The sequence below is a fragment of the Luteimonas composti genome (assembly GCF_042678665.1).
Classification (GTDB): domain Bacteria; phylum Pseudomonadota; class Gammaproteobacteria; order Xanthomonadales; family Xanthomonadaceae; genus Luteimonas; species Luteimonas composti.
Window position 1 is genome coordinate 55,589 of record NZ_JBHTKU010000003.1, and the last position, 22,005, is coordinate 77,593.

Sequence of the window (22,005 nt, forward strand, 5' to 3'; positions counted from 1 at the left end):
GCCGGACCTGCGCCGGCAGGGCGATACACTGGCGGCGATCCGTTTTCCGCCAGATCCATGCTCAATCCCCAGCAAAGCGCCGCAGTCCTGCACTGCGACGGCCCCCTCCTCGTGCTCGCCGGCGCCGGCAGCGGCAAGACCCGCGTCATCGTCGAGAAGATCGCGCACCTGATCGCGTCCGGCCGCTATCCGGCCAAGCGCATCGCCGCCATCACCTTCACCAACAAGGCGGCCAAGGAGATGCGCGAGCGCGTGGGCAAGCGCATCCGTGGCGACGCGGCCGACGGCCTGACCATCTGCACCTTCCATGCGCTGGGGCTGAAGATCCTGCAGATCGACCATGCCAAGCTGGGCCTGCGCCGGGGCTTCTCGATCTTCGACAGCGACGACACGCTGGCGCAGTTGAAGGACCTGATGCCCGGCGCCAAGCCCGACGCGGTGCAGGCGATGCAGTCGCTGGTGTCGAACATCAAGAACGCGGGCCTGTCCCCGGAACAGGCGGCCGAGGCGGCGCGCAGTGCGCGCGAGCACGAGGCGGCCTCGCTGTACGCGCGCTACCAGGAGCGCCTGGCGGCCTTCAACGCGGTCGATTTCGACGACCTGATCCGCCTGCCGGTGCAGCTGCTGGAGACCGACGAGGACGCCATCGCCGGCTGGCGCGAGCGCATCGGCTACCTGCTGGTGGACGAGTGCCAGGACACCAACGACGCCCAGTACCGCCTGCTCAAGGCGCTGGCCGGGCCCAAGGCCAACTTCACCTGCGTGGGCGACGACGACCAGAGCATCTACGCCTGGCGCGGCGCCAACCCCGAGAACCTGACCCAGCTCGGCAGGGACTACCCCAACCTGGTGGTGGTCAAGCTCGAACAGAACTACCGCTGCTCCAACCGCGTGCTGCGCGCGGCCAACGCGCTGATCGCCAACAACCCCCACGAGCATCCCAAGACCCTGTGGAGCGCGCAGGCCGACGGCGAGCGGATCCGCATCTGGGAGTGCCGCGACGCCGCGCACGAGGCCGAGCGCGTGGCCGGCGAGATCCACTTCATCGCCACCGCGCGCAAGGTCGAATGGGGCGAGTTCTGCATCCTGTTCCGCGGCAACCACCAGTCGCGCGCGCTGGAGAAGGCGCTGCAGCTGTTGCGCATTCCCTACCATCTCTCCGGCGGCACCGCCTTCCTCGACCGGGGCGAGGTCAAGGACGCGCTGGCCTGGCTGCGCATGCTGGCCAATCCCGAGGACGATTCGGCCTTCCTGCGCGCCGTGCAATCGCCCGGCCGCGGCATCGGCGCGGCCTCGCTGGCCAAGCTGGCGGAGATGGCCCGGCACGCGCAGCTGCCGCTGTCGCGCGCGGCCGAATCGATGGGCCTGCTCAAGCAGCTGCAGCCGCGCGTGGCCAATGCGCTCGGCGGGTTCACCGACATCGTGCGCGGGCTGCGCCGCGATGCCGCGCACCTGGCGCCGGCCGACCTGGTGCGCGCGCTCAACGAACGCTCCGGCCTGGTGGCGATGCTGCGCGAGCAGTGCAAGAGCGACGAGCTGTTCCGCATCCGCCGCGGCAACCTCGACGAGCTGGCCGACTGGTTCGACGGCGCGCGCGGCACCGGCCCCGGCGAACTGGCCGCGCAGCTGGCGCTGCTCTCGCACGCCGACAAGGGCGAACCCGGCAACCAGGTGCGGCTGATGAGCCTGCACGCGGCCAAGGGGCTGGAGTTCCGCTACGTGTTCATCGTCGGCATGGACGACAACACCCTGCCGCACGAGGCCAGCATCGACGAGGGCCGGCTGGACGAAGAGCGGCGCCTGCTCTACGTGGGCATCACCCGCGCCAAGGAACAGCTGTGGCTGTCCTATCCGCGCGAATCCCAGCGCTGGGGCGCCAAGCTCCGGCTCGCGCCGAGCCGGTTCTTCGACGAACTGCCCGCGGCCGAGCTGCAGCGCGACGGCGCCGATCCGGTCGCCGACGCGGCGCGCAAGGCCGAACGCGCCAATGTCGGCTTCGCATCGATCCGCGCGCTGCTCGGCGACTGAGCGCGCCGGCCGGCCGCATCGCTTCGCTACACTCGTCCTCCCGTTCCAGATGCAAGGTTGACCGCATGCGCGCGCACGTCCTCGCCGCCACCCTGACCGCCGTGCTGTCCGTGGCCGGCTGCGCCTCGATGCAGCCGCAGCCCGCCGCGCCCACGGCGACGGTCGCGTCCGCCGGTGCCGACGACAACCTCAACGCGGTGCTGTGGGTGCAGCGCTCGGCCGAGTACCGCGCCAACACCATCTCCCTGTACCGGGCCGCCGCCGCACGGCTCGATACCGCGCTGGCGAATCCCGACTGGGACGCGCTGGCGCCCTCCGAGCGCGCGCAGGCCGCACCGCTGGCGGGCCTGCCGCCCGCGGTGATCGTGGACATCGACGAAACCGTGCTCGACAACTCGCCCTACCAGGCGCGCCTGGTCGCCGGCGGCGGCGAGTACGACGACGACAGCTGGGCCGCCTGGGTGGAAGAGCGCAAGGCCGAGCCGGTGCCCGGCGTGCTCGAGTTCGCGCGCGCCGCGCATGCCGCCGGCGTGACCATCCTCTACCTGTCCAACCGCGCCCAGCACCTGCAGCAGGCCACCCTGGACAACCTGCGCGCCGTCGGCCTGCCGGTGAAGGACGACAGCGTGTTCCTCGGCCTCGGCATGCAGGTGGAAGACTGCGAGCAGCGTGGCTCGGAAAAGCTGTGCCGGCGCCGCCTTGCCGGACGCCAGTACCGGGTGCTGATGCAGTTCGGCGACCAGCTGGGCGATTTCGTCGAGGTGGCCACGAACACGCCGCAGGCGCGGGCCGGCCTGCTGGACGCCCACCAGGCCTGGTTCGGCGAGCGTTGGTGGATGCTGGCCAACCCCACCTATGGCTCTTGGGAACCGGCCCTGTTCGACAACGCCTGGCGCCAGCCGCGGGACGAGCGTCGGCGGCACAAGCGCGACTCCCTCAATCTCGCCAATTAGATCAACAGCTTGCCTTATAGAAATTAAGGTATTGCATCAGGTGGCCGAGCGGGCTAGGCTGTCCCGGCCACAACACAGTCCTCCGGCTTCGCCGGATTGAACGGGGAACCACGGTTTCCCGTTTTTTTTGTCCCCCAGGCGGATACCCCTAGGGTCGACCCCGGGTATCGGACGCTCGAGTGCCGTCGTAGCGTGGAACGACTGCCGCCCGACGGACCGGGCCATACCGCGGGGTGCCGTCATGTCCTCCCTGTCGCTGCACGATGCCCTGTCCTCGCTGCTGCCCGGTCGCGGCGCCCCCGACTTTGCGCGTCCCGGACTCGCAGGCCCGGGGGACGGGATGGACATCGACGGCGGGCACGCGGACGCGCCACGTCCGGGCGGCCCGCACGGCGCGCACGATGGCGACGGTCCGGGCCGTCCGCCCGGCTTCGGCGATGGCGGCAACGGACCCTCCCGGCATCTGCATGGAGACGGCCCTCCGCCCCATGCGCGTCCACCGATGGGCGATGGCACCCGCGGCCCGCCGGCGCCACCGCTGGCGCCGCCCGTGCCGCAGGGATCGCCCGGCCTGCCGGGATTCGGCCACGGAACGATCCACCACGGCGGCAGCGTGCTCCCACCGCAGGGGCATCCGGCCCTGGCCGACGCCCTGCGCGGCCCCGGCGCGCAGCCGCTCGCGCCACCGGTTCCGCAGGGGCCATCGCCGCAGGGCATGTACGGGATGGCGCGCAGCGCATCGTTCGCCCCGCCCCACATGGACACCGCCGTCCCGGTCCAGGCACGCCAGGCGGCGGCCGATCCCGTGCGCGGCCCCGCTCCGCAACCGCTCGCTCCGCCGACGCAGCAGGGGTCGCTGCATCCCTCGCTGGACGCCATCGCACGCGAGCTGCAGCAGTTGCCCGCCAGCATGCTGCGCCAGCTCGGCGAGGTGCTGCACCGCAACCCCGACGCGCTGCGCTCGCTTCCCGCCCAGCCCGAGGCGCTGGCGAGCGTGCTCTCGCGGACCGGGCACGACCCGCGCGCACCGCAGGCGATGGCCGCCGAGGCGCGCAGGCTCGCGCAGGGAACCGAACCGCCCCTGCCTGCCCGCGGCGAGGCCGGCCAGGCGGCCCCCGACGCGCGCCACGCGGCCCACGCCCTGCCGGCGGAAATGCGCGCGGCCGCCGAAGGCCGCCACCACGGGGCCATCGATGCGCGCGCGGCTGCGCTGGCGCAGGCCGAAGGGCGCGACGCACGCGCGGCACACGCAGCGGAAGCGCGGGCCGGCTCGCCGTCCGGCAACGATCCCGCACAGGCCGCCCACCAGCGCGCTCCCGCCGAGGCGCCGCAGACGCTGGCGCCCCCCCTCGCCCGTCCGGAGTCCACGTCCCTCCATCCTCCGTCTGGCACGCCCGTCACGGGCAGCCAGCCCGTGCCGGCGCACCAGGCGCCGGCTGGGACGACACAGGCGCAGCCTGCCACCACGCAGCTCGTCCAGGACGCGCCGCAGATGCTGCCTGCACGCGCCGAGGTCGCCGGCTCCACCGTCGAGCGCGGCGGCCAACCGCCGGGTCTGTCGGGCCTGGGCGGCGCCGCGGCCGGCGTGACCCTGGCCGCGGTCGCGAATCCCGCCGGCACCACCCATGCGCACGCGCCCGAGGCGGCGATCCGCGCGCGCGGCGGCGCGCAGGAGGCGCGCGAACGCGGTCGCCGCCCCGATGGCGAGGCGGGCGCGAACGGCGAAGACGCGGATGGCGGCGGCTCCGGCGGCCGTAGGCAAGGAACGCGGTCCGGGCAGGCAGCGGCGGGCACCGCCCTTCCCGCTGCCGGAGAGATCGACACCCCGACGGCCAACGGCCCCTCGTCTGTCGCCGCTGGCCATGCGCTCGGCGCGGCCCGTGCCGGGGGCGATCATCTCTCCAGCGTCGATGGCCAACGTCAGGCCGCGATGGATGGCGACGAGCGCCCCCCCGCCGGCATCGCCGCGGGTGCGGCAGGTCCCCTGGGGCACACCGTCGCGCATGCTGCCGCGGGCGCCCCGGCAAAGGGCGTAGCCGGGGAGGCCGACGAGGCGTCGACGCCGGATCCGGAAGCCCTGCGCTCGCGCCGGCGCCAGTGGCTTTACTGGTCGCTGATCGCGGTCACCTACGGCTGCCTGGGCGTGGCGCTGGCGGCCGTCGCGCCGGAGCTGACCCGCCTCCCGATCGCGCCCGAGTCGCTCGGCGCCTGGCGCAATGCGCTGACCGGCATCGGCCTGCTCACTGGGCTGTGGGCCTGGCTGCTGGCCAGGCGGATGCGCTGACCGCCACGGGCGGATTCGGCGGTTGCGCGTGGCGCTGCCCGCCCGGGTCGGGACGCGGTCGGCGTCGACCTCGCGCAGGTCGAGGCCGTCACGTCGTTCGAAATCGGCGGCGACCCGGTTGGCGTAGCGCTGCAGCGCGGTGGCCTGCAGCAGGGTCACGTACTCCCGGCTCCGGATCGCCGTGAGCAGGGCCGCGCGGTCGGCGAACACCCTGACGCGCAACGTCGTCGGACGACTGCAGCTCGGCGAGCAGCGACGAGGACGCGATCGCGTCCGGATCGCCGGGAGCTGCTCGCGTGGCAGGCGGCCCGATTGACCACCGCCCAGTGCACCGCGTGGTGCATGGCCAGCACGTCGACGAGATCATCGCCATCGAGCTGTCGTTCGACCATCGCACTTGCCGCATCGCGGAAAGCATCGCCGCCGCGGACCATGGCCTGCAGCTCGCCGGCCGTCGCGGTCTCCAGCGGCTGCTCGTTCCGCAGGACGTCCGAGGCCGTGCGCTCGCGCACGTCGGTGGACTGCTACAACCTGCGCGTGTTCGCTGGGGTACCCCGCAAGCCACTCAGACAAGCGGCTGCGAAGGCCTCGTCGAACCGCTACGAGCCAGGTGCGTTGCTGGTCTCCGTCGCGGCGCCCGCGGGATGTTCGGTCACCGCGGGGCGATGCGCGATCGCAGCCCTGCAGGACCATGCCAAACACAATGCAGGCGGGTATGGGGATGCAGGCCACGACTCGCCTGCGCAACATCATCCCGTGACCCGGCTCGTCGACAAGAGCGCAAGGTTCGAGCGCTACTGACCGTAGCGCGCCTTGATCTGCTCGCCGTCGCGACGCCCCATCTCGGCGGCGACCTCGCGCAGCCAGCGATCCGCACTGGGTCGGCCGTCCCTTCGCACGCGGCGTTCGTACTCGGGCAGCAGTTGCGCGCGCCTGCGTTCGATCATGTGGCGCATGTCGCGCTCGAGCGCGGCCTGGTCGACGGGCGCATCGCGTCGCGCGGACGAACCCGGCAACACCTTGCCGCCGTTCTTCTGGCGCAGCGCTTCGCGATCGACCCAGTCCGGACCATCGCCCGTGCTCTGGTTGCGCATCAGCGTGTGCTGCTGCATGAGGTTGGCCTGCCCGCCTGCATCCACCAGCTGCGCCGAAGCGGGACCGGTCGCACCCAGCGAAATACCCAGCAGCACGAAAGCGGATACGGCTGCCCGCCTCTCCCGCATGTTCATCAAGCCACGCATCCTCTGCCTCCGGTGCGGATGGTCCCGTACAGACCGTAGCAGTCCGTGGGTCAAGGCATGGACAAACCACCACGCCTGGCCGCAGTTCACCCGGGCCCTCCACCATGTCGCACGCCGCCCATGCCGCCCATGCCGCCCATGCCGCCCATGCCGCCAGTTTCCGCCATCGCAGTCGCTACGCTCCGCCGCGGCCACCCGCGGTTCACGCGCGCTGCGCGAAGATGGGCGCGACCCGATCGGAGCCCCAGCCATGACCTCATCACGGTCGACGCTGTACGCCATCGCGGCATCGGGGATCGCCGGCGCGGCCATGTCCCTTGGCATGTGCGCGCCCGCATGGTCCCAGGACATCACACCGCCCATCGATGCGGTGGGCGCATACAACCATGCCAACGTCATGACGCGCCGCGGGAAGGCCGCCGACGCGCAGCAGGCGCGCGGGCGCGAATCGTCCCGGCAGTCGGCAGGACAGGCGGGCGGGGGCACCATCTCGCGGGCCGCTTTCGATTCGATCGTTGCCGATCTTCGCAGCGAGTACAACCAGCGGGTCGCCCGCGACGGCACGCCAGCCGCGGATGCCTGGCTGCGGCGAAATGTCGCTGAACTGAAGCGTCGCTATACCCACATCCAGGACTGAACGACACGGCACAGGCGTGCATCTGCTGACGCCCGGACCGTGCGACGAGCGCGTCATTCGTCTCGCAGGGCGCCTACCGGGCTGCTTTTGCAGACATCGTTGCAGGCGATGATCCGGTGCTTCGGCCGGTAATACACCGCGATAAGGCGACATAGCGCGGCGACGCGAGGGATGGACGCCCCGTGTTGCCCCACACTCTTCCGGATCCACCCTCCCGATGCGGCCGGATCGGCGAGGGCCGCTCTGACAAGACAACGGCCCCCGAAGGGGCCGTTGTGCGTTCGCGGAGTTCCTTTCCGCGACGGGCCGTGGCGTCAGCCGCTCTTGCGCGCCATTGCCGTCTGGCCTTCGCCCATGGACTTGAGCGCGGTGCTGACCGCCTGGATGAACATCGAGTACATCTGGCTCTGTACGGTCAGGCGGGTGGAGTCGGCCGCGGTCGGTTCGTCACCGATGCTTTCGGCGGTGCGCATCAGCGCATTGCCCTGGCGCTCGATCAGCTTGCCCATGGCGATGGCGAAAGCTTCCAGCCAGCCGCCGCCGCGTCCGGAGCGGGAGGACTCCAGCGCGTTGTTCTCGCGGGCCTCGCGCAGCTGGATATCGGAAATGACGGAATTCCAGTTGATCTCACTCATGTCGTTCTCCTGTTCGATATGTGGCTGGATACGTTGCGATACATGTCGGGACGCGCGGACGACGCGATTCGACGTATCGCTTAAACAGGAGGCCCGCGCAGCCGGCGGGAACGGGAACGGATAATCGATTGTGCGTTTGCGGGCGCCCCGCCGACGGGCGCAGGCGCGGGTGCCGGATCCTCGCCTTCGCCGGCCGCGCGTTGCCGCTGCAACCAGTCCAGGGCGGCCTGGTGCCCTTCGGTCTGGATCCGGTTGGCGAACTCCAGCGCGAGACCGGTCTTGGGATCGGTCATCGGTTCGATCGCGGCATTCAGCTGCCGGGCCAGCGCGTTGCGTTCCGCTTCGTCGACGTCCTCGCCAATCAGCGAATCGAGCGCGGCCATCCACGCCGCGGGATGCAGCTCCGCCCGCGCCGGCTGCAGCGACGCCTGCTGCACCGCGTCGCGCAGGAACGGCATCAGGAAATCCAGGCCCTCCTGGCCGACGCCGGGTTCGTCGCGCAGTACCGACTCGAACTCGGCCAGGATCGCGTCCGGTTCGATCGGCGACCCGGCCTGGCCCTGCCCCGGGCTTTCGGCCGCCGCCGCGTGCGAGCGCGCGGCGATGTCCGGGCCGGTGCCGGTGGCCTTGCGCGCTGGTCGGAGTGGGGGACGTGCCATCGGAAGGGCCGGCTGGTCTGCGGGTGACTTCGGATCGAGTCTACGGTGCGGGAGTGGAGCGACAACTAGGGCGCACCCTAGCCACCTGCCGCCGGTTGCGGGGCGAGCGCCGGGATCGTGCCGACCAGGCGCTTGAGCTGTTCGCCCTGCCGGCGCCCCAGCGCCTCGGCTTCGCCTCTCAGCCACGCGTCGGCATCCGCCTGGCCGTCGCGACCGATGCGTTCGCGATACTCGACCTCGAGCCGCTGCTTGGCACCGCGCAGCTCGACGAGCATCTCGTCGTACTCGCGCAGGATCGCCGCCTCGTCCGAGATGCTGATCTGTCCCTGGCTGCGGATGTCCTCCAGCAGGCGACCGAACTCCTCGCGACTGGCGGCCCGCTGGTGCAGCGACACCGGAGCGGATTCTCCGTCCGGAGCCGGATCGAACGGACCGGAAGCAGCAGGCATCGGGATGGCCGCCTGGTCGGCGGGCCTTGCGCTGCCGCTGCGCGGTGGCGGACGTCTGGACATGATGGGTTCGCCCAACTGGAGAAGGCATGCGCGGCGGCGATCGCGTCGCCGCCGCGCCGGGTGGCCTCAGCCGCCGAATACGCCCTTGAAGGCGTCACCGAAGGCTTCGTTGAAGATATTGTCGAAGCCCGAGTTGCCGCTGCCGCCGGAGTCGCTGAGCAGGGATTCGACCAGCCCGCCGGCCAGCTGGCCGAGCATGGGGTTGCCGGTCCAGGCGGTGACCGCGATGTTGACGACGGAAGAAAGGAAATCGCCGATTCCACTGAGGAAGCTCATGATGCTTGCTCCAATGTCTGGATTCTTCTGAAGGGGTTCTGGCTTGCATGCGTGTCCGCGCGCATGCAGTGTGGAAACCTCCTCCCGCTCGTCCAAGCTGGGGCGTTCCCCACCTGGGGAGAACCCTGGTCTCAGCCGTCGAAATGCGGTTCGATCTCGAGCGCGCCGAGGTTGTGCTCGGCGAAACGGCGCGCCAGCGCCGGCGCCGCTTCCAGGATCGCGTCATAGCTGTCGCGCGAGCGCACGTCGGCACGCAGGCGCCAGCCCCCGGCGGTACGGCTGAGCAGCAGATCGGTGCCCGGCAAGGTCGCGTCGGCCATGCGCAGCAGCACCTGACCCTCGCGGTCGCCGCCGGCGGCGCCGTCGACGGCGAACTGGCGCACGTGGCGTTCGAGCATGTCGGCCAGCGCCCGGCCACTGGCCATCGGCGGCGGCGTCGCGACCGGCGGCGCGGGGCCGGTGCCGTCGCGCAGTGCGGCCTGCGCCTGCATCATCGCCAGCAGGTCGGCACCCTCGGTCGCGTGGGTCCCCAGGCCTTGCTGGTCGGTGCCGCCGTCGCGACCGGAGCGCCCTTCGAGCGGACCCGGGGCCGCCTGCCCGTCGGCGCGCTGCGCCGCCGCCGCAGCGGCATGGCGACCATCCAGGGGAGATTTCGCACGCTGCTCCTGCGGCAGGCGCTCGGGGCCGGCACGTCCTTCCTGGCGCCCGTACTGCATCAGCTGTCGGAAGCGGTCCACCTGCTCCTTCGGCGGCGCCTCGCGCACGCGCTCGCCGGGACGGTCCGCATCCGCCGGCGAGGCATCGCCCGCGGGTCGATTGGACAGCGACGAGATGCCGGACCGGTCGATGCTCATGCGGCGCTCCTCAATGGCGGCTGCGGCTGAAGTGGGCGGCCTGCACCAGGTCGGCCGCGGCGTCTTCCTCGCGACGCGCATCCAGCGCCAGCATCTCGCCGCGCCAGGCGCCCTTGCGTTTCTCCAGCGCGTCCTCGCGCGCCTTGGCGCGGAAGAACTCGCGCATGGCTTCGGCCAGCGCCTGTTCGGCCTGCTGCAGTTGCTGCCGCGCCTGCTGCAGGCGCAGCTGCGCCGCCTGCTCCTGCTCGCCGAGCCAGTCGATGTGCGCCTCGCGCTGCTCCAGCGCCAGCGGGAACGGGATGCCGGGCGGCGGCGGCTCCATCATCCTGAGCCGCTGGCCCGCGCGCTCGGCGCGCAGCCCGGCGATCTCCCGGTCGATGCGCTCGCAGGCGTCGCGGCAGTCGCGCACCGCGCGCTGGCGCTCGACCACCACCAGGCGGGCCTTGCCGGTGCGGTGCGCACGCAGCTCCAGCAGCTTCTGCAGTGGATAGCGACGGCGCAGCCCGCTCATGCGAACAGCTTCCTGAGCAGTTCCGAAGACTGCGCGAACGGCACCAGCTCGCCGGAAGACTGCTGCAACAGCTGGCGGATCGGCCCAATGCGTTCGATGGCGAAGTCGGCCTCGGGGTCGCTGCCGCGCTTGTACTCGCCCAGCTGCAGCAGCAGCTCGATGTCCTGGTGCTTGGCCAGCGCCTTGCGCAGCTGCCCCGCGGCGCGCAGGTGCGCCTGGTCGACCACGCGCGGCATGGTGCGGCTGAGGCTGGTGAGCACGTCGATGGCCGGATAGTGGTAGGCGGCCGCCAGCTTGCGCGACAGCACGATGTGGCCGTCGAGGATGGAGCGCACCTCCTCGACGATCGGATCCCCGCCGTCCTCGTCCTCGGCCAGCACGGTGTAGAACGCGGTGATGCTGCCCGCGTCGTTGTTGCCGGCCCGTTCGAACAGCCGCGGCAACGCGCTGAACACCGACGGCGGGAAACCGCGCCGCGCCGGCGGCTCGCCGATCGCCAGGCCGACGTCGCGCAGCGCGCGCGCGAAGCGCGTCACCGAGTCCAGCAGCAGCAGCACGCGCTTGCCCTGGTCGCGGAAATGCTCGGCGATCGCGGTCCCCACCCAGGCCGCGCGGCTGCGCTCGAGCGCGGGCCGGTCGGAGGTGGCGACCACGACCACCGATTTCGCCAGGCCCGCTTCGCCGAGGTTGTCGTGGATGAACTCGTTGACCTCGCGGCCGCGCTCGCCCACCAGCACGATCACGTTGACGTCCGCGTCGCCGCCGCGGGCCAGCATGCCCAGCAGGGTGCTCTTGCCGCCGCCGGCGACGGCGAAGATGCCTACGCGCTGGCCTTCGCCCGCGGTCATCACCGCGTCGATGGCGCGCACGCCGGTGGAGAACGGCCGCTCGATCAGGTTGCGGCTCAGCGGGTTGGGAGATGCCGCGTAGATCGGCATGTCCACGCCCGGCCCCACCGGCCCCGCGCCGTCGATCGGCTCGCCGTGCGCGTCGAGGATGCGGCCCAGCAGGCCCGGACCCGCACGCACCGAGGCCTGGCGTCCGCTGGCGACGATCTCGGTCGTGGCGGAGATGCCGTCGAGCGCGCCGAGCGGGGTGAGCAGGGTGTGCTGGCGCGAGACGCCGACCACCTCGGCCGCGAGGTTGAAGGCGGGATCGCCGTCGCCCGGCGGATTGCGCAGGTGGCACAGCTCGCCGATGGCGGCCTTCAGGCCGGTGGCCCGGATCAGCGTGCCGTACGCCTCGACCACGCGGCCGACGCGCTGGATCGGCTTGACCCCGGCCAGCGCGCTCAGCAGCGGATCGAGGGAGGCCTCGTCCTGCGCCTGCGCCAGCGGGCCCGGCAGGTTCATCGCGTCGCGGCCCCGGCGCCGACGCCCGCCAGCGCGGTGCGGATCGCCTCGATCTGCTGCGCCACGCCGGCGCGTACTTCACCGGCCTCCGAGACCACCACGCAACTGAGCGGATCCAGGCTCTCGTCGTCCACCAGTTCGATCATGCCCACGGCCGGGTGCGCCTGCCGCACCGCGCCCAGCCCGGACTGCACCGAGGCACGCACGTCCGGGTGCACCCGGATCAGCAGGAACTGCTCGGCCTGGGCGGCCTCGACGGCCTGCATCACCAGCGGCGGCACCACGCTGCCGGCGTCGAAGCCCGGCGCGATCCTGGCGACGATCGCGCAGGCCAGCTCGGAAATGCGTCCCGCCGCCTCGGCCAGTACCCGCGCGCGACGCTCGTTGAGCGAGGTCAGCTGCTGGGTCATCTGCTGCTGTGCGCGACGCAGGCCTTCGGCGAAGCCTTCGGCATGCCCGGCCTCCCGCGCCTGGGCGATGCCGGCCTCGACCTCGTCGTACAGCGCGTTGACGCGCGCCAGCAGTGCGTCGAGCTCCTCGAGCCGGGCCCAGTGCTGGGGTTTGAGCACGCGCGCGGACAAGGCGCGCTCGAACGCCTTGCGTTCGAACACCGCGACGCTGCCGCCGGCGGCCTCCACGACCGGCGCATCCTGGCCGGCGATGTCGCGGGCGGGCGCGCTAGTCTCCATCGCGGCCCTCGTGATGCGAGACCACCACCAGCAGCGCCTTCTCCGGCAGGTGCGCAGGGGCGACGTCTTCGGGCGCATGCTGCAGCTGCAGCCAGCAGGCCAGCGGCCGGTTGCGGCGCAGCGCCCAGGCCAGCAGTTCGCCGCGGCCCTGGCGATCGAGGGCCGCGTCCAGCACGCCGGGATCGGACAGGAACTCCGGATCGGCCAGCAGCGACTCCCAGTGCGCGGACAGCCGCGCATGGATCGCGCTGTCCACGCGGCCGTCCCAGACGCTGCGGTCGAGCGCCAGCAGGTAGCTGTTGCCGAGGTTGCGGCGCAGCCAGCGCACCGGCTCGCGCCGGACCTCGCCACGGATCACCGGCGCGTAGGCCAGGACGCCGAGGTCGCGCACCAGCGGCTGCAGGCGCGCACGCGGCCAGCGCTGGCGGATGGCCACCGCGGTGCCGGCACCCGGTGCCGGGGCGAACAGCCCGTCGAGCGCGCCAGCCGGAAGCGCCCGCAGCAGCAGCCGCCGGCCCAGGCGCGATGTCGCGGCGCGCGCGACCATGTCGGCATCGAGGTCCGGGCCGGTCAACCAGCCGGGATGCAGTTCGCCAAGGAGTGCCTGCAGCGCCATGCGCGCCTCAGCCGTTCCAGAGCCTGCCGGTCTCGGCCGCAGAGTGGCGCAGGCGCCGCTGCCGGAACCTGCCCCAGGCCGCCCAGACCAGGCCAAGCACGGCCAGCACGCCCAAGCCCACGCCGATCGAGGTCGCGTTGGCCGCCGACATCGCCGCCGGCGTGGCCTGCCGCGGCTGCACCGCCGGCGCGCCCGGCATCGGCACGAACTCGACCGAGACCTTGTTGATGTCCTTCAGGCCCTCGATGCCGTCCTTGACCACGGTCTTGATGCGGGTCTGCAGGTTCTCGAGGTTCGCGCCCGGCTGCTGGAAGATCACCACCGAGGCCGAGGAATCGCTGTCCTCGCCGCCCAGCGGATCGCGCTGGGCCATGGCGATGTGCACCCGCGCGTCGACCACGCCGGGATAGGCGGCCAGGGTGCGCGCCAGCTCCTGCTGGCGGCTGCACAGGTAGCGTGCGTTCTCCTCGACCGACGACGAGGCGATGCCTTCCTTCTTGAACACGTCGCACATCGAGACGTACTGCTGGCGCGGCAGCCCGCGCGCCTGCAGCACCTGCATCGCATGCGCGAATTCGGCGCGGTCGACGCGGATCTCCCAGCCGGTCTTGCTCAGCGAGGTCCGCTTCTCGGCATCGACATTGGCCGACAGGAGCGCCGCGAAGACCTCGTTGGCCTGGCGCTCCTCCAAGTCGCCGTACATCGTGACCTTGGTGCAGGCGGCCAGCAGCAGGCAGGCGGCAACGGCCAGGGCCGGTCGCAGCCGGGCGGTCGCGCAGCGGAAACGGGAATCATCCATCGACCGGCTCCGACAGGTCAGGACTGCTGCCGGAACAGCTGCTGCACGCCATCGGACGTGCGGTTGGCGACGTTCGAGGTGAGCTGCGACTGGAACAGGAACTGGTGGCACTGCATGGTCATCTCCAGCATCTGCCCTGGCGTCATCTCGGTGGCGCTGGCCGACATGGCGCGCGAGAGCTTCTCGATCCTGGTCGCCGCGCCGTTGAGGTTGTCGAAGGCGTCGACCATCATCTTCGCGGTGGCCGATTCGCCCACCGGGGTCGCCTCGGCCGCCGCCTGCGCGCCCGGCTCGTTGCGTACGGAGGGCGCACCGCCGGCGCGCTCGAGCGCCTGCGCGAACTCGCGCACGTCCACTGCTGCCGCCTGCGGCTGCAGCGCCGGTGCCGCCGCCGGATTGGCTGCCGCGTCCATCGCCGCGACCTGGATTGCATCGATCATCTGGTTTGCTCCTGGCATCGCGCCCGCGGGGCGCCGCTGGAAAACACCATGTGCCACGCCGCGGCGCGATGCGCCGCGGGCACCGTCGACCGCGCGCCTACTGCTTCCTGGCGACCGCGTTCAGCGACTCGGCCACGCTGTTCTGCGAGGTGGCCGCGTTGTTGGACATGAACTGCATCTTCAGGCTGGCCGCGGTGAGGGCGACCATCTGCGATGGCTGGTCCGACCCGGTGCCGATCTGGTCGGACAGCGAGGTGATGCGGGTGGCCTGCGCATCGAGGGTCTGCCCCCATGCACGCGACATCGCCTCGTACCAGCTGCTGCCGCCGCTGGATCCGCTGCGGGTGCCGCCCGAAGGCCCGTTGGCGAAGGTCGCCACGCCCACGTACTGGTTGATCAGGTTGTTGTCGGTGGGGATCGTCATCGCAATGACTCCTTGTGCATGCGAGGCCTGGCCTCGGTGGGAAGTCGGGGGAGGCGGCCGCTTGCAACTGCGGGCGGTCGCGTCGGGACTGTAGCGGATAAACATGGAGTGGAATCGTGACCTAGGGTTTACCGCAGGGCGCCTTCACATCGTGCGCGCGGCGGCGCCACGCGCCTGCTCGCGTCTCGCCAGCGGCATGGCCGCGGCCATGCCGGCGGCAGGACCAGCTGCCGCAGGGTTGTCCGCGGGCTCGGTCTCCGGTTCGGGCGCTGGCGGCGGCGCTGGCGAAGGCGTCAGCTTCACCAGCGTGCCGTCGGCCTGGATGACGTGGGCGAACTGCCCGATCGACACCAGCTCGCCCCAGCCCGGCACGTGCGCGCCGTCGTGGTAGACATTGCCCTCCGCGTCGACAAGGTGCGGCGTCTCGCCGCGCACGATCGAGACGATGTGCGCCTTGTCGCCCTCGCGCGGGGAGCCGGCATCGGCCATGGCGTCCGGTGCGGGCGCGCGCAGGTTGACCGGCACGACCCGGTTGACGCCGGTCTCCACCATCGCACGCGAAGTGATGAAGCCGCGCAGCGCCTCCGGATCGTCGCCGAGGTCGCCGGTGACGCGCACGTTGTTGTCGCCCAGGTACTCGGCGCGCACGGAGTAGCCGCCGGTGCGCATCACTTCGGCCACGTCGACCGCGAGGTCCTGGCCGCTGCGAAGGGCCACGCCTGCCGCGAGTCCTTCGCTGGCGATGCGCGACTCCAGCCGCTCGCGCGTGGCGCTGTCGTCGACGGTGCCGGCCAGCACCGCGCGGCCGTCGACGTCGCGGCGGATGTCGACCTCGGTGACCTCGAACTCGCGCGCCAGTTCGCGCAGGCGATGCTCGACGTCGACCGCCGGTGGGGGGGTCGGCATCATCGCCGCGACGATCGCCAGCGCCGACAGCGCCAGCACCGCGACACCGGCGATCAGCGGCATGCGGCTGGCGAATGCCGGGCGTGGGCGGACCAGGGGCGCATCCGCGCCGGGGCCCGGGGCGAGCGTCAGCCATTCGACGGCATCGGCAGGACCGAAAGCGATCGCCGCCTGGCCCAGTCCGACGCGCTGGACCTGCGCGACCTCCACCGGGTCGCCCGGATGCAGCGTGCCGCCGGGCAGTTCCATCGGCGCGTCCAGCGCGCGCAGGTGGAAACGGCCGTCGACGATGTTCAGCAACGCATGGTGGGGTGCGACGCCGGGGTCGGCGAGCACCACGTCGCAGTCGTCGCCGCTGCCGACGAGCACCATCTCGCGCCGCGACAGCGGCCGCGTGGCGCCGGCATGCAGGCCTGCGACGATGCGCAGCACGGCGCCGTCATGAGCGTTGGGATCTGGGTGGGCGGTCTTGGGGGATGGCATGGGATCGGGCTCCTGCGGACGGGGGGATCCGCGGGAAGTTCAGGGAACAGGACGGCGTCCCGCGCGGCTCAGGCATTGACCTGCCCCGCCTGGACGATGCGAAGGTCCGGCGCGAGTTCCTGGTAGGACAGCACCGGCAGTTCGAAGAAGTCCACCTCCAGCAGCTTGCGCAGGTGGCGGCGCACGTCGAGCGAGCACAGCAGCACCGGGCGGACGCCCGGCGCCTGTCTGGCGAGATGCGCGCGCACCTCGTTGCCCAGCCGCGCGGCCAGCTCCGGCGAGATGGCCAGCTGGCTGGCGCCGCCGGCCACGCGCACCGACTGGCGCAGCTTGTCCTCGAGCTCGGGATGGATCAGCAGGACGTGCAGGTTGCGCTCGGCGTCCGACCAGCGCTCGGCGATCTCGCGCTTCAGGGCCACGCGCACGTACTCGGTCAGCAGTACCACATCCTTCTCGCGGCTGCCGACATCGGTGATCGCCTCGAAGGCGTCGCGCAGGTTGCGGATCGGCACGCCTTCTTCGGCCAGGCGCCGCAGCACGTCGGCCACGCGCTGCGGCGCGACCACGCGCAGCATCTCCTTGACCAGGTCCGGATAGTCACGCTGCATCTTCCCGAACAGGTTGGAGGTTTCCTGGATGCCCAGGAAGCTGCCCAGGCGGCGACGCAGCGCGGCGTCCAGGTGCAGCGACATCACGTCGAGCGGCGCCAGCGCGCCCTCGGCGGCGGCCTCGCTCCAGCGCCCGGCGAGCACCGGGAAGAACCCGGCCAGCGCATCCTCGCCCGCGGCCTGGGCCACGAAGCCGCCGGCGCGCGGCAGGCGGCCCGAGGCCACGCGCGCGCCGTGCGCGCTGAGCCGGTACTCGCCTTCGGCCAGCGCCGGCGACACCCGCACCACCGGCACCGGCACCGGCACGCCGAACTCCTCGCGCACGCGCCGCGCGGCCTCGGTGGCGCGCGCATGCGCCGGCTCCTGCCCGAACGCGGCGGCCAGCGTCGGAGAGATCTCGAGCAGCAGGGGCGGCGGCGGCGCGAACTCGTCGGTCTCGGCCGGTTTGAGCGCGGCGCTGATCTCGTCGTCGCTGATCCGGAACATCCGCCGCAGGCTTTCGAACTCGTAGCGGTAGCGCCACGCGCTGTAGCCCAGCAGGGCCGCGCCCAGCAGCAGGAACACCGGCCACGGGAAGCCCGGCACCAGGGTCATCAGCAGGGCCAGCAGGCCGGTGATCAGCGCCACGCGCGGCTGCGCGCCGACCTGGCGGCCGATCGCGTCGCCCAAGTGACGGTCGTCGATCTCGCCGGTGGTGCGGGTCACCACCAGGCCCGCGGCCATGGTCGCGAGGATGGCGGGAATCTGCGAGACCAGCCCGTCGCCGATGGTCAGGATGCTGTAGGTGTGGGTGGCCTGCGCCAGGCTCATGTCCTTCTGCAGCACGCCGATCGCCAGGCCGCCGAGCAGGTTGACCAGGATGATGACGATGCCGCAGATCGCATCGCCCTTGACGAACTTCATCGCGCCGTCGAGCGAGCCGTGCAACTGGCTCTCGGTCTCGAGCAGGCGCCGCTTGCGCCGCGCCTCGTCCTTGTCGATCAGCCCCGCGCGCAGGTCCGAGTCGATCGACAGCTGCTTGCCGGGCATGGCGTCGAGGGTGAAGCGCGCGGCGACCTCGGCCACGCGCTCGGAACCCTTGGCGATGACGATGAACTGGACCACGGTGATGATCAGGAACACCACCAGGCCGACGACCAGGTTGTTGCCCGCCACCAGGGTGCCGAAGGTCTCGACGATGTGGCCGCCGTCGGCGTGCAGCAGGATCGACTTGGTGATTGCGATCGAGATCGCCAGGCGGAACAGCGTGGTCAGCAGCAGCACGCTGGGAAAGCTGGAGAACGCCACCGGGTTGGGGATGTAGATGCCCAGCAGCAGCAGGCCGAAACCGATCGAGATGTTGACCGCCACCAGCGCATCAATGACCACCAGCGGCAGCGGCAGGATCATCACGCTGATGATCAGCACCGCGCCAAAGGCGAGGATCACGTCGCTGTAGCCCACGCCCTTGCGGGGCGCAGCGCCGTCTGGGGCGGCGAACAGGGCATTCAGCCAACTGCGAACGCTTGTGGTCATCCATGGCCCTCGGGGGAAGGGGCGTGGCGACAGGGCGTGGATGCCGCGTACTCCGGCGCATTGGGGGGATGCGCGCGGAGCGTGTTCGCGATGTCCGCGCCGCGTCACCGGTACTGCGTGCCGCGTCGCCGATGCTACATATATCCTCGCGATGTTATACGCGAGTCAACAGGATGTTGCAGGCGCATCCGTTTCGCGGAGTGTGACCGGTAACACTTCTTGCATCACGGACGTTTAACCATGAACCGCTGTAATAACGGCAACGTGTCGGCCTGCTGCGGCTTCGTCCCGTCGACGGGCCCGAGGTCTTCACTGTCGAGGTCGGAGAGCAGGCGAACGCTCCCGGCGGCAACGCCGACGGCGAACGCGCGGCCGGCGCGCGAGCGCAGTACGACGATGCGCTCGCGTGGCCCCACCGGCAGCACCTGGACCACGGAGAGGGGCGCATCGGGGCCGGACAGGCCGAAGCGCCGGCGCAGGAACCGCAGCAGGACGAGCAGACAGACGATGATGAAGGCCAGCGGCAGCAGGATCGCCATCAGTTCCCAGAAATACGGTGCCTGTTCGGGAACGGGCGTCGTGCCCGCGGCGACTGCGCTGGCGGACAGCGCGAGCGACAGGCTGGCCGACACTGTCAGGACATGGCGACGGGTCGTCATCGGTGTTGTTCCGGCGGCTGGGCGGGCGCGCCTCGCGCCCGCGTCGGGCGACTACCCTAGCAGGCGCGCGCTGCGGCCGTGCGTGCGGGCCGTGCTGCGGAGCGCGGCTGCGTGAGTCGCCCAGCCGTGCGTCGCCGCCCCGCCGCGGACGCCGCATCGATCACGCTGGGTACCATCCTCGATGCGGTACCGTTTGCCTGTGCGGCCTTTTCGCGCGGCAGCGGCGCGCTGGTGGCCGGCAATCGCTGCTTCTTCGACGCGTTTTCGGCGCTGCCCGGCCATCGCGAGCGCGACCCCCTGCTGGCTGCACTGGGTGCCGGACCGCCCGCGGATGGGGCCGAAGTGCGCGCCCCGCACAGCGGACACTGGTACGCGCTGCACTGGCGGCCGCTGTCGCTGGAGAAGGGCGAAGTCGAGCTGATGACCGCGGTCGACATCAGCGAACGCCTGAAGGCGCTGGACACCCACAAGCACCAGCAGGAAAAGCTGCTGTTCACCTCGCGGCTGATGTCGGTCGGCGAGATGGCGGCCACGCTGGCGCACGAACTCAACCAGCCACTCGCCGCGATCGTGAATTACCTGAACGGAAGCCTTCGCCTGGTCGGCCAGGCCGGCGGTCCCGCGCAGGTCGAGCGCGCGCTGCTGGCGGCCCGTACCCAGGCCGAGCACGCCAGTGCGGTGATCGCGCGCGTGCGCGAGTTCGTGCGCGCGCGCGAACCGAAGCGCGACGCGCACGAGATCGGCACGATCGCCGGCACCGTGCTGGAACTGCTGCGGCTCGAGGCCGAGCGCCAGCAGCTGTGCATCGAGCTGGCGCTCGCGCCGGGACTGCCCGCGGTGTTCGCCGACCGGGTGATGGTCGAGCAGGTGCTGCTGAACCTGGTGAAGAACGCGATCGAGGCCATGCGCGGGGTGCCTGGCGGACAGCGCGAGCTGCGCATCGAGGGCCGCGTGAACCTCGACGACGAGGTCGAGGTGCGCGTGCTCGACCGCGGCGGCGGCCTCAGCCCGGCCGAAAGCGAACAGCTGTTCTCGCCCTTCTTCACCACCAAGTCGGACGGACTCGGCATCGGACTGGCGATCTGCCGCTCGATCATCGAATACCATGAGGGCCGTCTGTTCTTCGAGGCACGCCCAGGAGGCGGCAGCGTGTTCGCGTTCACGCTGCCCCGGGCGGAAGGGAGGATCTAGGGAATGGCGTCCGCGCGGGTGTACCTGGTCGACGACAACGACGGCTTCCGCGATTCCACCGCCTGGCTGCTGGAAACGGCGGGCTTCGAGCCGCAGCCGTATCCCTCGGCGGCGGCTTTCCTGTCCGCGTACGAGGGCGAGCGCCACGGCACCCACGAGGAATGCCTGGTCTCCGACATCCGCATGCCGCAGATGAGCGGGCTGCAGCTGCAGGACGAGCTGATCCGCCGCGGCATCCGGCTGCCGCTGGTGTTCGTCACCGCCCATGGCGACGTGCCGCTCGCGGTGGAAGCGATGCGCAAGGGCGCGGCCAACTTCCTCGAGAAGCCCTTTACCGAACAGGCGCTGTTGCACGCCATCCAGGCCGCCTTCGCCGGCCGCCGCGAGCAGGGACCCGCGCACAACCCCGCCCTCGGCAGGCTGAGTCCGCGCGAGCGCCAGGTGCTCGACCTGGTGGTGGCGAGCAAACCCAACAAGATCATCGCCGACATCCTCGGCATCAGCATCAAGACCGTCGAACTGCACCGGGCGAACATGATGTCCAAGCTCGGCGTGCGCTCCCTCCCCGAATTGATGAAGGTGGCACTGGGCCATGGTTGAGCGCGCGACGGACGATACGGGCAAGGGTCGGCGCCGGCGCCGCGCGCCTGCCGGCACGGGCAACACAGGCCCCCGCGACGTGCGCCCGCTGCGCGGCCTGGTGCCCGCGCTGTCGCCGGCGCAGGCCGCGTCGCTGCGCAGCTTCTTCGTCGCACCGCAGGCCTGGAGCCTGGGCAACGGCGGGCTGCTGCAGTTCGTGCCGGGGCGCCCCGCTCCGCCGGAGCAGACCGTCGAACTCGATGCCGAAGGCACGCGGATCGGCCTGGCACTCATGGCGCCGGCGCACGGCGACGGCCCGCACTGGAGCGATTACACCGGGCGCTCGCGCGTGCTGGCCTGGAGCCTGGCCTACGAGGCGCAGCTGATGCGGCTGAGCGAGGCCTTCGGCGTGGTGCTCACGCCGCTCGCCGACGAGGCGGCGCCGCCGCCGGACGATGCCTCGCTGTTGTGGCTCGACTTCATCGTCGACGAGGATGCGCCGGAGGGATCGCTCTCGCGCATGCCGGCGCTGCAGGGCGCGCTGCGGGTGCCCTGCGCCTGGGTCGAGCGCCTGCTCGAGCGCGCCGACCCGCCGGATGCGGTCGGTGCGCCGCTGCAGGGCTGGCGCGACCTGGGCGTTCCGCTGCGGCTGCAGTGGCCGATCGCGCCCCTGCCCTGGAACGACTGGCGCGCGCTCGCGCCCGGCGACGTGCTGGTGGCCGGCCGCCGCAGCCAGCCGCCGCAGGCCGAAGCCCGCGCCCGTGGACTGGCCTGGCCGCTGGACCCTGTCCCCGGCGGCTGGCGCATCAGCGGCCCACCCCGACATCAACAGACGACGCAGGACACCTCCCCCATGAACGATCTCTCCATGGCCGGCGACGCCGGCGAGTCACCCGATGCGGACGCGCTGGCGCGCCGCCTGCCGGTCGAGGTGAGCTTCGAACTCGCGCGCACCGAACTGCGCGTGGGCGAGCTGTCCTCCCTGCAGCCGGGCTACGTGTTCCCGCTGGCCGGCGCGCTGGAAGGCGCTAACGTGACGATCCGCGCCAACGGCCAGGCGGTCGGCCAGGGCGAACTGGTGGCGGTGGGCGACACGCTCGGCGTGCGCCTGCTGGGCTGGAGCTGACGCGCGCACCGCGTCGCCCGACCCGCCC

The 22,005-nt window shown here is 71.7% G+C and carries 23 protein-coding genes; 7 read left to right on the plus strand and 16 right to left on the minus strand.

Annotated elements, in window-relative coordinates:
- Nucleotides 1-57: 57 nt before the first annotated feature.
- The 3 genes from ACFQ2D_RS09070 (at nucleotide 58) to ACFQ2D_RS09080 (ending at nucleotide 5,265) form a co-directional block, all read left to right on the plus strand.
- On the plus strand, nucleotides 58-2,028 hold the full coding sequence (locus ACFQ2D_RS09070; protein ID WP_280942189.1) for a UvrD-helicase domain-containing protein: 1,971 nt from the start codon (nucleotides 58-60) through the stop codon (nucleotides 2,026-2,028).
- A gap of 65 nt (nucleotides 2,029-2,093) precedes the next feature.
- Nucleotides 2,094-2,981, plus strand: coding sequence for a 5'-nucleotidase, lipoprotein e(P4) family (locus tag ACFQ2D_RS09075; protein WP_280942190.1), 888 nt, complete (start codon nucleotides 2,094-2,096; stop codon nucleotides 2,979-2,981).
- A 502-nt stretch (nucleotides 2,982-3,483) separates the two neighbouring features.
- Nucleotides 3,484-5,265, plus strand: coding sequence for a hypothetical protein (locus tag ACFQ2D_RS09080; protein ID WP_280942191.1), 1,782 nt, complete (start codon nucleotides 3,484-3,486; stop codon nucleotides 5,263-5,265).
- A 794-nt stretch (nucleotides 5,266-6,059) separates the two neighbouring features.
- Here the strand turns inward: ACFQ2D_RS09080 and ACFQ2D_RS09085 are convergent.
- A complete protein-coding gene (locus tag ACFQ2D_RS09085; RefSeq protein ID WP_280942192.1) occupies nucleotides 6,060-6,494 on the minus strand; it encodes a hypothetical protein in 435 nt (144 codons plus the stop codon).
- 262 nt (nucleotides 6,495-6,756) lie between these two features.
- On the opposite strand from ACFQ2D_RS09085, the gene ACFQ2D_RS09090 reads away from it, so the two are divergent.
- The gene (locus ACFQ2D_RS09090; protein WP_280942193.1) at nucleotides 6,757-7,143 is read left to right on the plus strand and encodes a hypothetical protein; all 387 of its coding nucleotides are present in this window, start codon (nucleotides 6,757-6,759) and stop codon (nucleotides 7,141-7,143) included.
- A gap of 314 nt (nucleotides 7,144-7,457) precedes the next feature.
- On the opposite strand, the gene ACFQ2D_RS09095 is transcribed toward ACFQ2D_RS09090, so the two are convergent.
- The 15 genes from ACFQ2D_RS09095 to ACFQ2D_RS09165 form a co-directional block, all read right to left on the minus strand.
- Nucleotides 7,458-7,778, minus strand: a complete 321-nt coding sequence (locus ACFQ2D_RS09095; RefSeq protein ID WP_280942195.1) for a hypothetical protein — start codon at nucleotides 7,776-7,778, stop codon at nucleotides 7,458-7,460.
- Between the two features lie 80 nt (nucleotides 7,779-7,858).
- On the minus strand, nucleotides 7,859-8,437 hold the full coding sequence (locus ACFQ2D_RS09100; protein ID WP_280942196.1) for a hypothetical protein: 579 nt from the start codon (nucleotides 8,435-8,437) through the stop codon (nucleotides 7,859-7,861).
- Between the two features lie 77 nt (nucleotides 8,438-8,514).
- Nucleotides 8,515-8,886 (minus strand): hypothetical protein, encoded by a 372-nt coding sequence (locus ACFQ2D_RS09105; RefSeq protein ID WP_280942197.1) that lies wholly within the window; start codon nucleotides 8,884-8,886, stop codon nucleotides 8,515-8,517.
- A gap of 129 nt (nucleotides 8,887-9,015) precedes the next feature.
- Nucleotides 9,016-9,225 carry a hypothetical protein gene (locus ACFQ2D_RS09110; protein WP_280942198.1) on the minus strand — a complete coding sequence of 70 codons (210 nt, stop codon included), beginning with the start codon at nucleotides 9,223-9,225 and terminating at the stop codon, nucleotides 9,016-9,018.
- Nucleotides 9,226-9,356: 131 nt separating this feature from the next.
- Complete coding sequence (locus tag ACFQ2D_RS09115) at nucleotides 9,357-10,079, minus strand: type III secretion HpaP family protein (protein WP_280942199.1); 723 nt, start codon at nucleotides 10,077-10,079, stop codon at nucleotides 9,357-9,359.
- A 10-nt stretch (nucleotides 10,080-10,089) separates the two neighbouring features.
- Nucleotides 10,090-10,590 carry a hypothetical protein gene (locus tag ACFQ2D_RS09120; protein ID WP_280942200.1) on the minus strand — a complete coding sequence of 167 codons (501 nt, stop codon included), beginning with the start codon at nucleotides 10,588-10,590 and terminating at the stop codon, nucleotides 10,090-10,092.
- Nucleotides 10,587-11,942 (minus strand): FliI/YscN family ATPase, encoded by a 1,356-nt coding sequence (locus ACFQ2D_RS09125; protein WP_280942201.1) that lies wholly within the window; start codon nucleotides 11,940-11,942, stop codon nucleotides 10,587-10,589. Before ACFQ2D_RS09125 ends, ACFQ2D_RS09120 begins: the two co-directional genes overlap by 4 nt.
- Entirely contained in the window at nucleotides 11,939-12,631 is a 693-nt protein-coding gene (locus ACFQ2D_RS09130) for a FliH/SctL family protein (protein ID WP_280942202.1), read from the minus strand. Before ACFQ2D_RS09130 ends, ACFQ2D_RS09125 begins: the two co-directional genes overlap by 4 nt.
- Nucleotides 12,621-13,247, minus strand: a complete 627-nt coding sequence (locus ACFQ2D_RS09135) for a hypothetical protein (RefSeq protein ID WP_280942203.1) — start codon at nucleotides 13,245-13,247, stop codon at nucleotides 12,621-12,623. Before ACFQ2D_RS09135 ends, ACFQ2D_RS09130 begins: the two co-directional genes overlap by 11 nt.
- A gap of 7 nt (nucleotides 13,248-13,254) precedes the next feature.
- Nucleotides 13,255-14,046, minus strand: coding sequence for a type III secretion system inner membrane ring lipoprotein SctJ (gene sctJ / locus ACFQ2D_RS09140; RefSeq protein WP_280942204.1), 792 nt, complete (start codon nucleotides 14,044-14,046; stop codon nucleotides 13,255-13,257).
- A 17-nt stretch (nucleotides 14,047-14,063) separates the two neighbouring features.
- Nucleotides 14,064-14,486, minus strand: coding sequence for a hypothetical protein (locus tag ACFQ2D_RS09145; RefSeq protein ID WP_280942205.1), 423 nt, complete (start codon nucleotides 14,484-14,486; stop codon nucleotides 14,064-14,066).
- Between the two features lie 97 nt (nucleotides 14,487-14,583).
- Nucleotides 14,584-14,910, minus strand: a complete 327-nt coding sequence (locus ACFQ2D_RS09150) for a hypothetical protein (protein ID WP_280942206.1) — start codon at nucleotides 14,908-14,910, stop codon at nucleotides 14,584-14,586.
- 144 nt (nucleotides 14,911-15,054) lie between these two features.
- Complete coding sequence (locus ACFQ2D_RS09155; protein WP_280942207.1) at nucleotides 15,055-16,299, minus strand: FHA domain-containing protein; 1,245 nt, start codon at nucleotides 16,297-16,299, stop codon at nucleotides 15,055-15,057.
- Between the two features lie 68 nt (nucleotides 16,300-16,367).
- Entirely contained in the window at nucleotides 16,368-18,422 is a 2,055-nt protein-coding gene (sctV, locus tag ACFQ2D_RS09160) for a type III secretion system export apparatus subunit SctV (protein WP_280942208.1), read from the minus strand.
- A gap of 224 nt (nucleotides 18,423-18,646) precedes the next feature.
- On the minus strand, nucleotides 18,647-19,081 hold the full coding sequence (locus tag ACFQ2D_RS09165; RefSeq protein WP_280942209.1) for a flagellar biosynthetic protein FliO: 435 nt from the start codon (nucleotides 19,079-19,081) through the stop codon (nucleotides 18,647-18,649).
- A gap of 111 nt (nucleotides 19,082-19,192) precedes the next feature.
- Here ACFQ2D_RS09165 and ACFQ2D_RS09170 point away from each other — a divergent pair, with 111 nt between their 5' ends.
- The 3 genes from ACFQ2D_RS09170 (at nucleotide 19,193) to sctQ (ending at nucleotide 21,977) form a co-directional block, all read left to right on the plus strand.
- Complete coding sequence (locus ACFQ2D_RS09170; protein ID WP_280942210.1) at nucleotides 19,193-20,272, plus strand: ATP-binding protein; 1,080 nt, start codon at nucleotides 19,193-19,195, stop codon at nucleotides 20,270-20,272.
- A gap of 3 nt (nucleotides 20,273-20,275) precedes the next feature.
- Nucleotides 20,276-20,872 (plus strand): response regulator transcription factor, encoded by a 597-nt coding sequence (locus tag ACFQ2D_RS09175; protein ID WP_280942211.1) that lies wholly within the window; start codon nucleotides 20,276-20,278, stop codon nucleotides 20,870-20,872.
- 79 nt (nucleotides 20,873-20,951) lie between these two features.
- Nucleotides 20,952-21,977, plus strand: a complete 1,026-nt coding sequence (gene sctQ, locus ACFQ2D_RS09180) for a type III secretion system cytoplasmic ring protein SctQ (protein ID WP_280942212.1) — start codon at nucleotides 20,952-20,954, stop codon at nucleotides 21,975-21,977.
- Nucleotides 21,978-22,005: the final 28 nt, after the last annotated feature.

Coding starts and splice junctions, on each gene's coding strand:
- ACFQ2D_RS09070 (WP_280942189.1), top strand. CDS start 58: ATGCTCAATCCCCAGCAAAGCGCCGCAGTCCTGCACTGCGACGGCCCC.
- ACFQ2D_RS09075 (WP_280942190.1), top strand. CDS start 2,094: ATGCGCGCGCACGTCCTCGCCGCCACCCTGACCGCCGTGCTGTCCGTG.
- ACFQ2D_RS09080 (WP_280942191.1), top strand. CDS start 3,484: ATGGGCGATGGCACCCGCGGCCCGCCGGCGCCACCGCTGGCGCCGCCC.
- ACFQ2D_RS09085 (WP_280942192.1), bottom strand. CDS start 6,494: ATGAACATGCGGGAGAGGCGGGCAGCCGTATCCGCTTTCGTGCTGCTG.
- ACFQ2D_RS09090 (WP_280942193.1), top strand. CDS start 6,757: ATGACCTCATCACGGTCGACGCTGTACGCCATCGCGGCATCGGGGATC.
- ACFQ2D_RS09095 (WP_280942195.1), bottom strand. CDS start 7,778: ATGAGTGAGATCAACTGGAATTCCGTCATTTCCGATATCCAGCTGCGC.
- ACFQ2D_RS09100 (WP_280942196.1), bottom strand. CDS start 8,437: ATGGCACGTCCCCCACTCCGACCAGCGCGCAAGGCCACCGGCACCGGC.
- ACFQ2D_RS09105 (WP_280942197.1), bottom strand. CDS start 8,886: ATGCCTGCTGCTTCCGGTCCGTTCGATCCGGCTCCGGACGGAGAATCC.
- ACFQ2D_RS09110 (WP_280942198.1), bottom strand. CDS start 9,225: ATGAGCTTCCTCAGTGGAATCGGCGATTTCCTTTCTTCCGTCGTCAAC.
- ACFQ2D_RS09115 (WP_280942199.1), bottom strand. CDS start 10,079: ATGAGCATCGACCGGTCCGGCATCTCGTCGCTGTCCAATCGACCCGCG.
- ACFQ2D_RS09120 (WP_280942200.1), bottom strand. CDS start 10,590: ATGAGCGGGCTGCGCCGTCGCTATCCACTGCAGAAGCTGCTGGAGCTG.
- ACFQ2D_RS09125 (WP_280942201.1), bottom strand. CDS start 11,942: ATGAACCTGCCGGGCCCGCTGGCGCAGGCGCAGGACGAGGCCTCCCTC.
- ACFQ2D_RS09130 (WP_280942202.1), bottom strand. CDS start 12,631: ATGGAGACTAGCGCGCCCGCCCGCGACATCGCCGGCCAGGATGCGCCG.
- ACFQ2D_RS09135 (WP_280942203.1), bottom strand. CDS start 13,247: ATGGCGCTGCAGGCACTCCTTGGCGAACTGCATCCCGGCTGGTTGACC.
- sctJ (WP_280942204.1), bottom strand. CDS start 14,046: ATGGATGATTCCCGTTTCCGCTGCGCGACCGCCCGGCTGCGACCGGCC.
- ACFQ2D_RS09145 (WP_280942205.1), bottom strand. CDS start 14,486: ATGATCGATGCAATCCAGGTCGCGGCGATGGACGCGGCAGCCAATCCG.
- ACFQ2D_RS09150 (WP_280942206.1), bottom strand. CDS start 14,910: ATGACGATCCCCACCGACAACAACCTGATCAACCAGTACGTGGGCGTG.
- ACFQ2D_RS09155 (WP_280942207.1), bottom strand. CDS start 16,299: ATGCCATCCCCCAAGACCGCCCACCCAGATCCCAACGCTCATGACGGC.
- sctV (WP_280942208.1), bottom strand. CDS start 18,422: ATGACCACAAGCGTTCGCAGTTGGCTGAATGCCCTGTTCGCCGCCCCA.
- ACFQ2D_RS09165 (WP_280942209.1), bottom strand. CDS start 19,081: ATGACGACCCGTCGCCATGTCCTGACAGTGTCGGCCAGCCTGTCGCTC.
- ACFQ2D_RS09175 (WP_280942211.1), top strand. CDS start 20,276: ATGGCGTCCGCGCGGGTGTACCTGGTCGACGACAACGACGGCTTCCGC.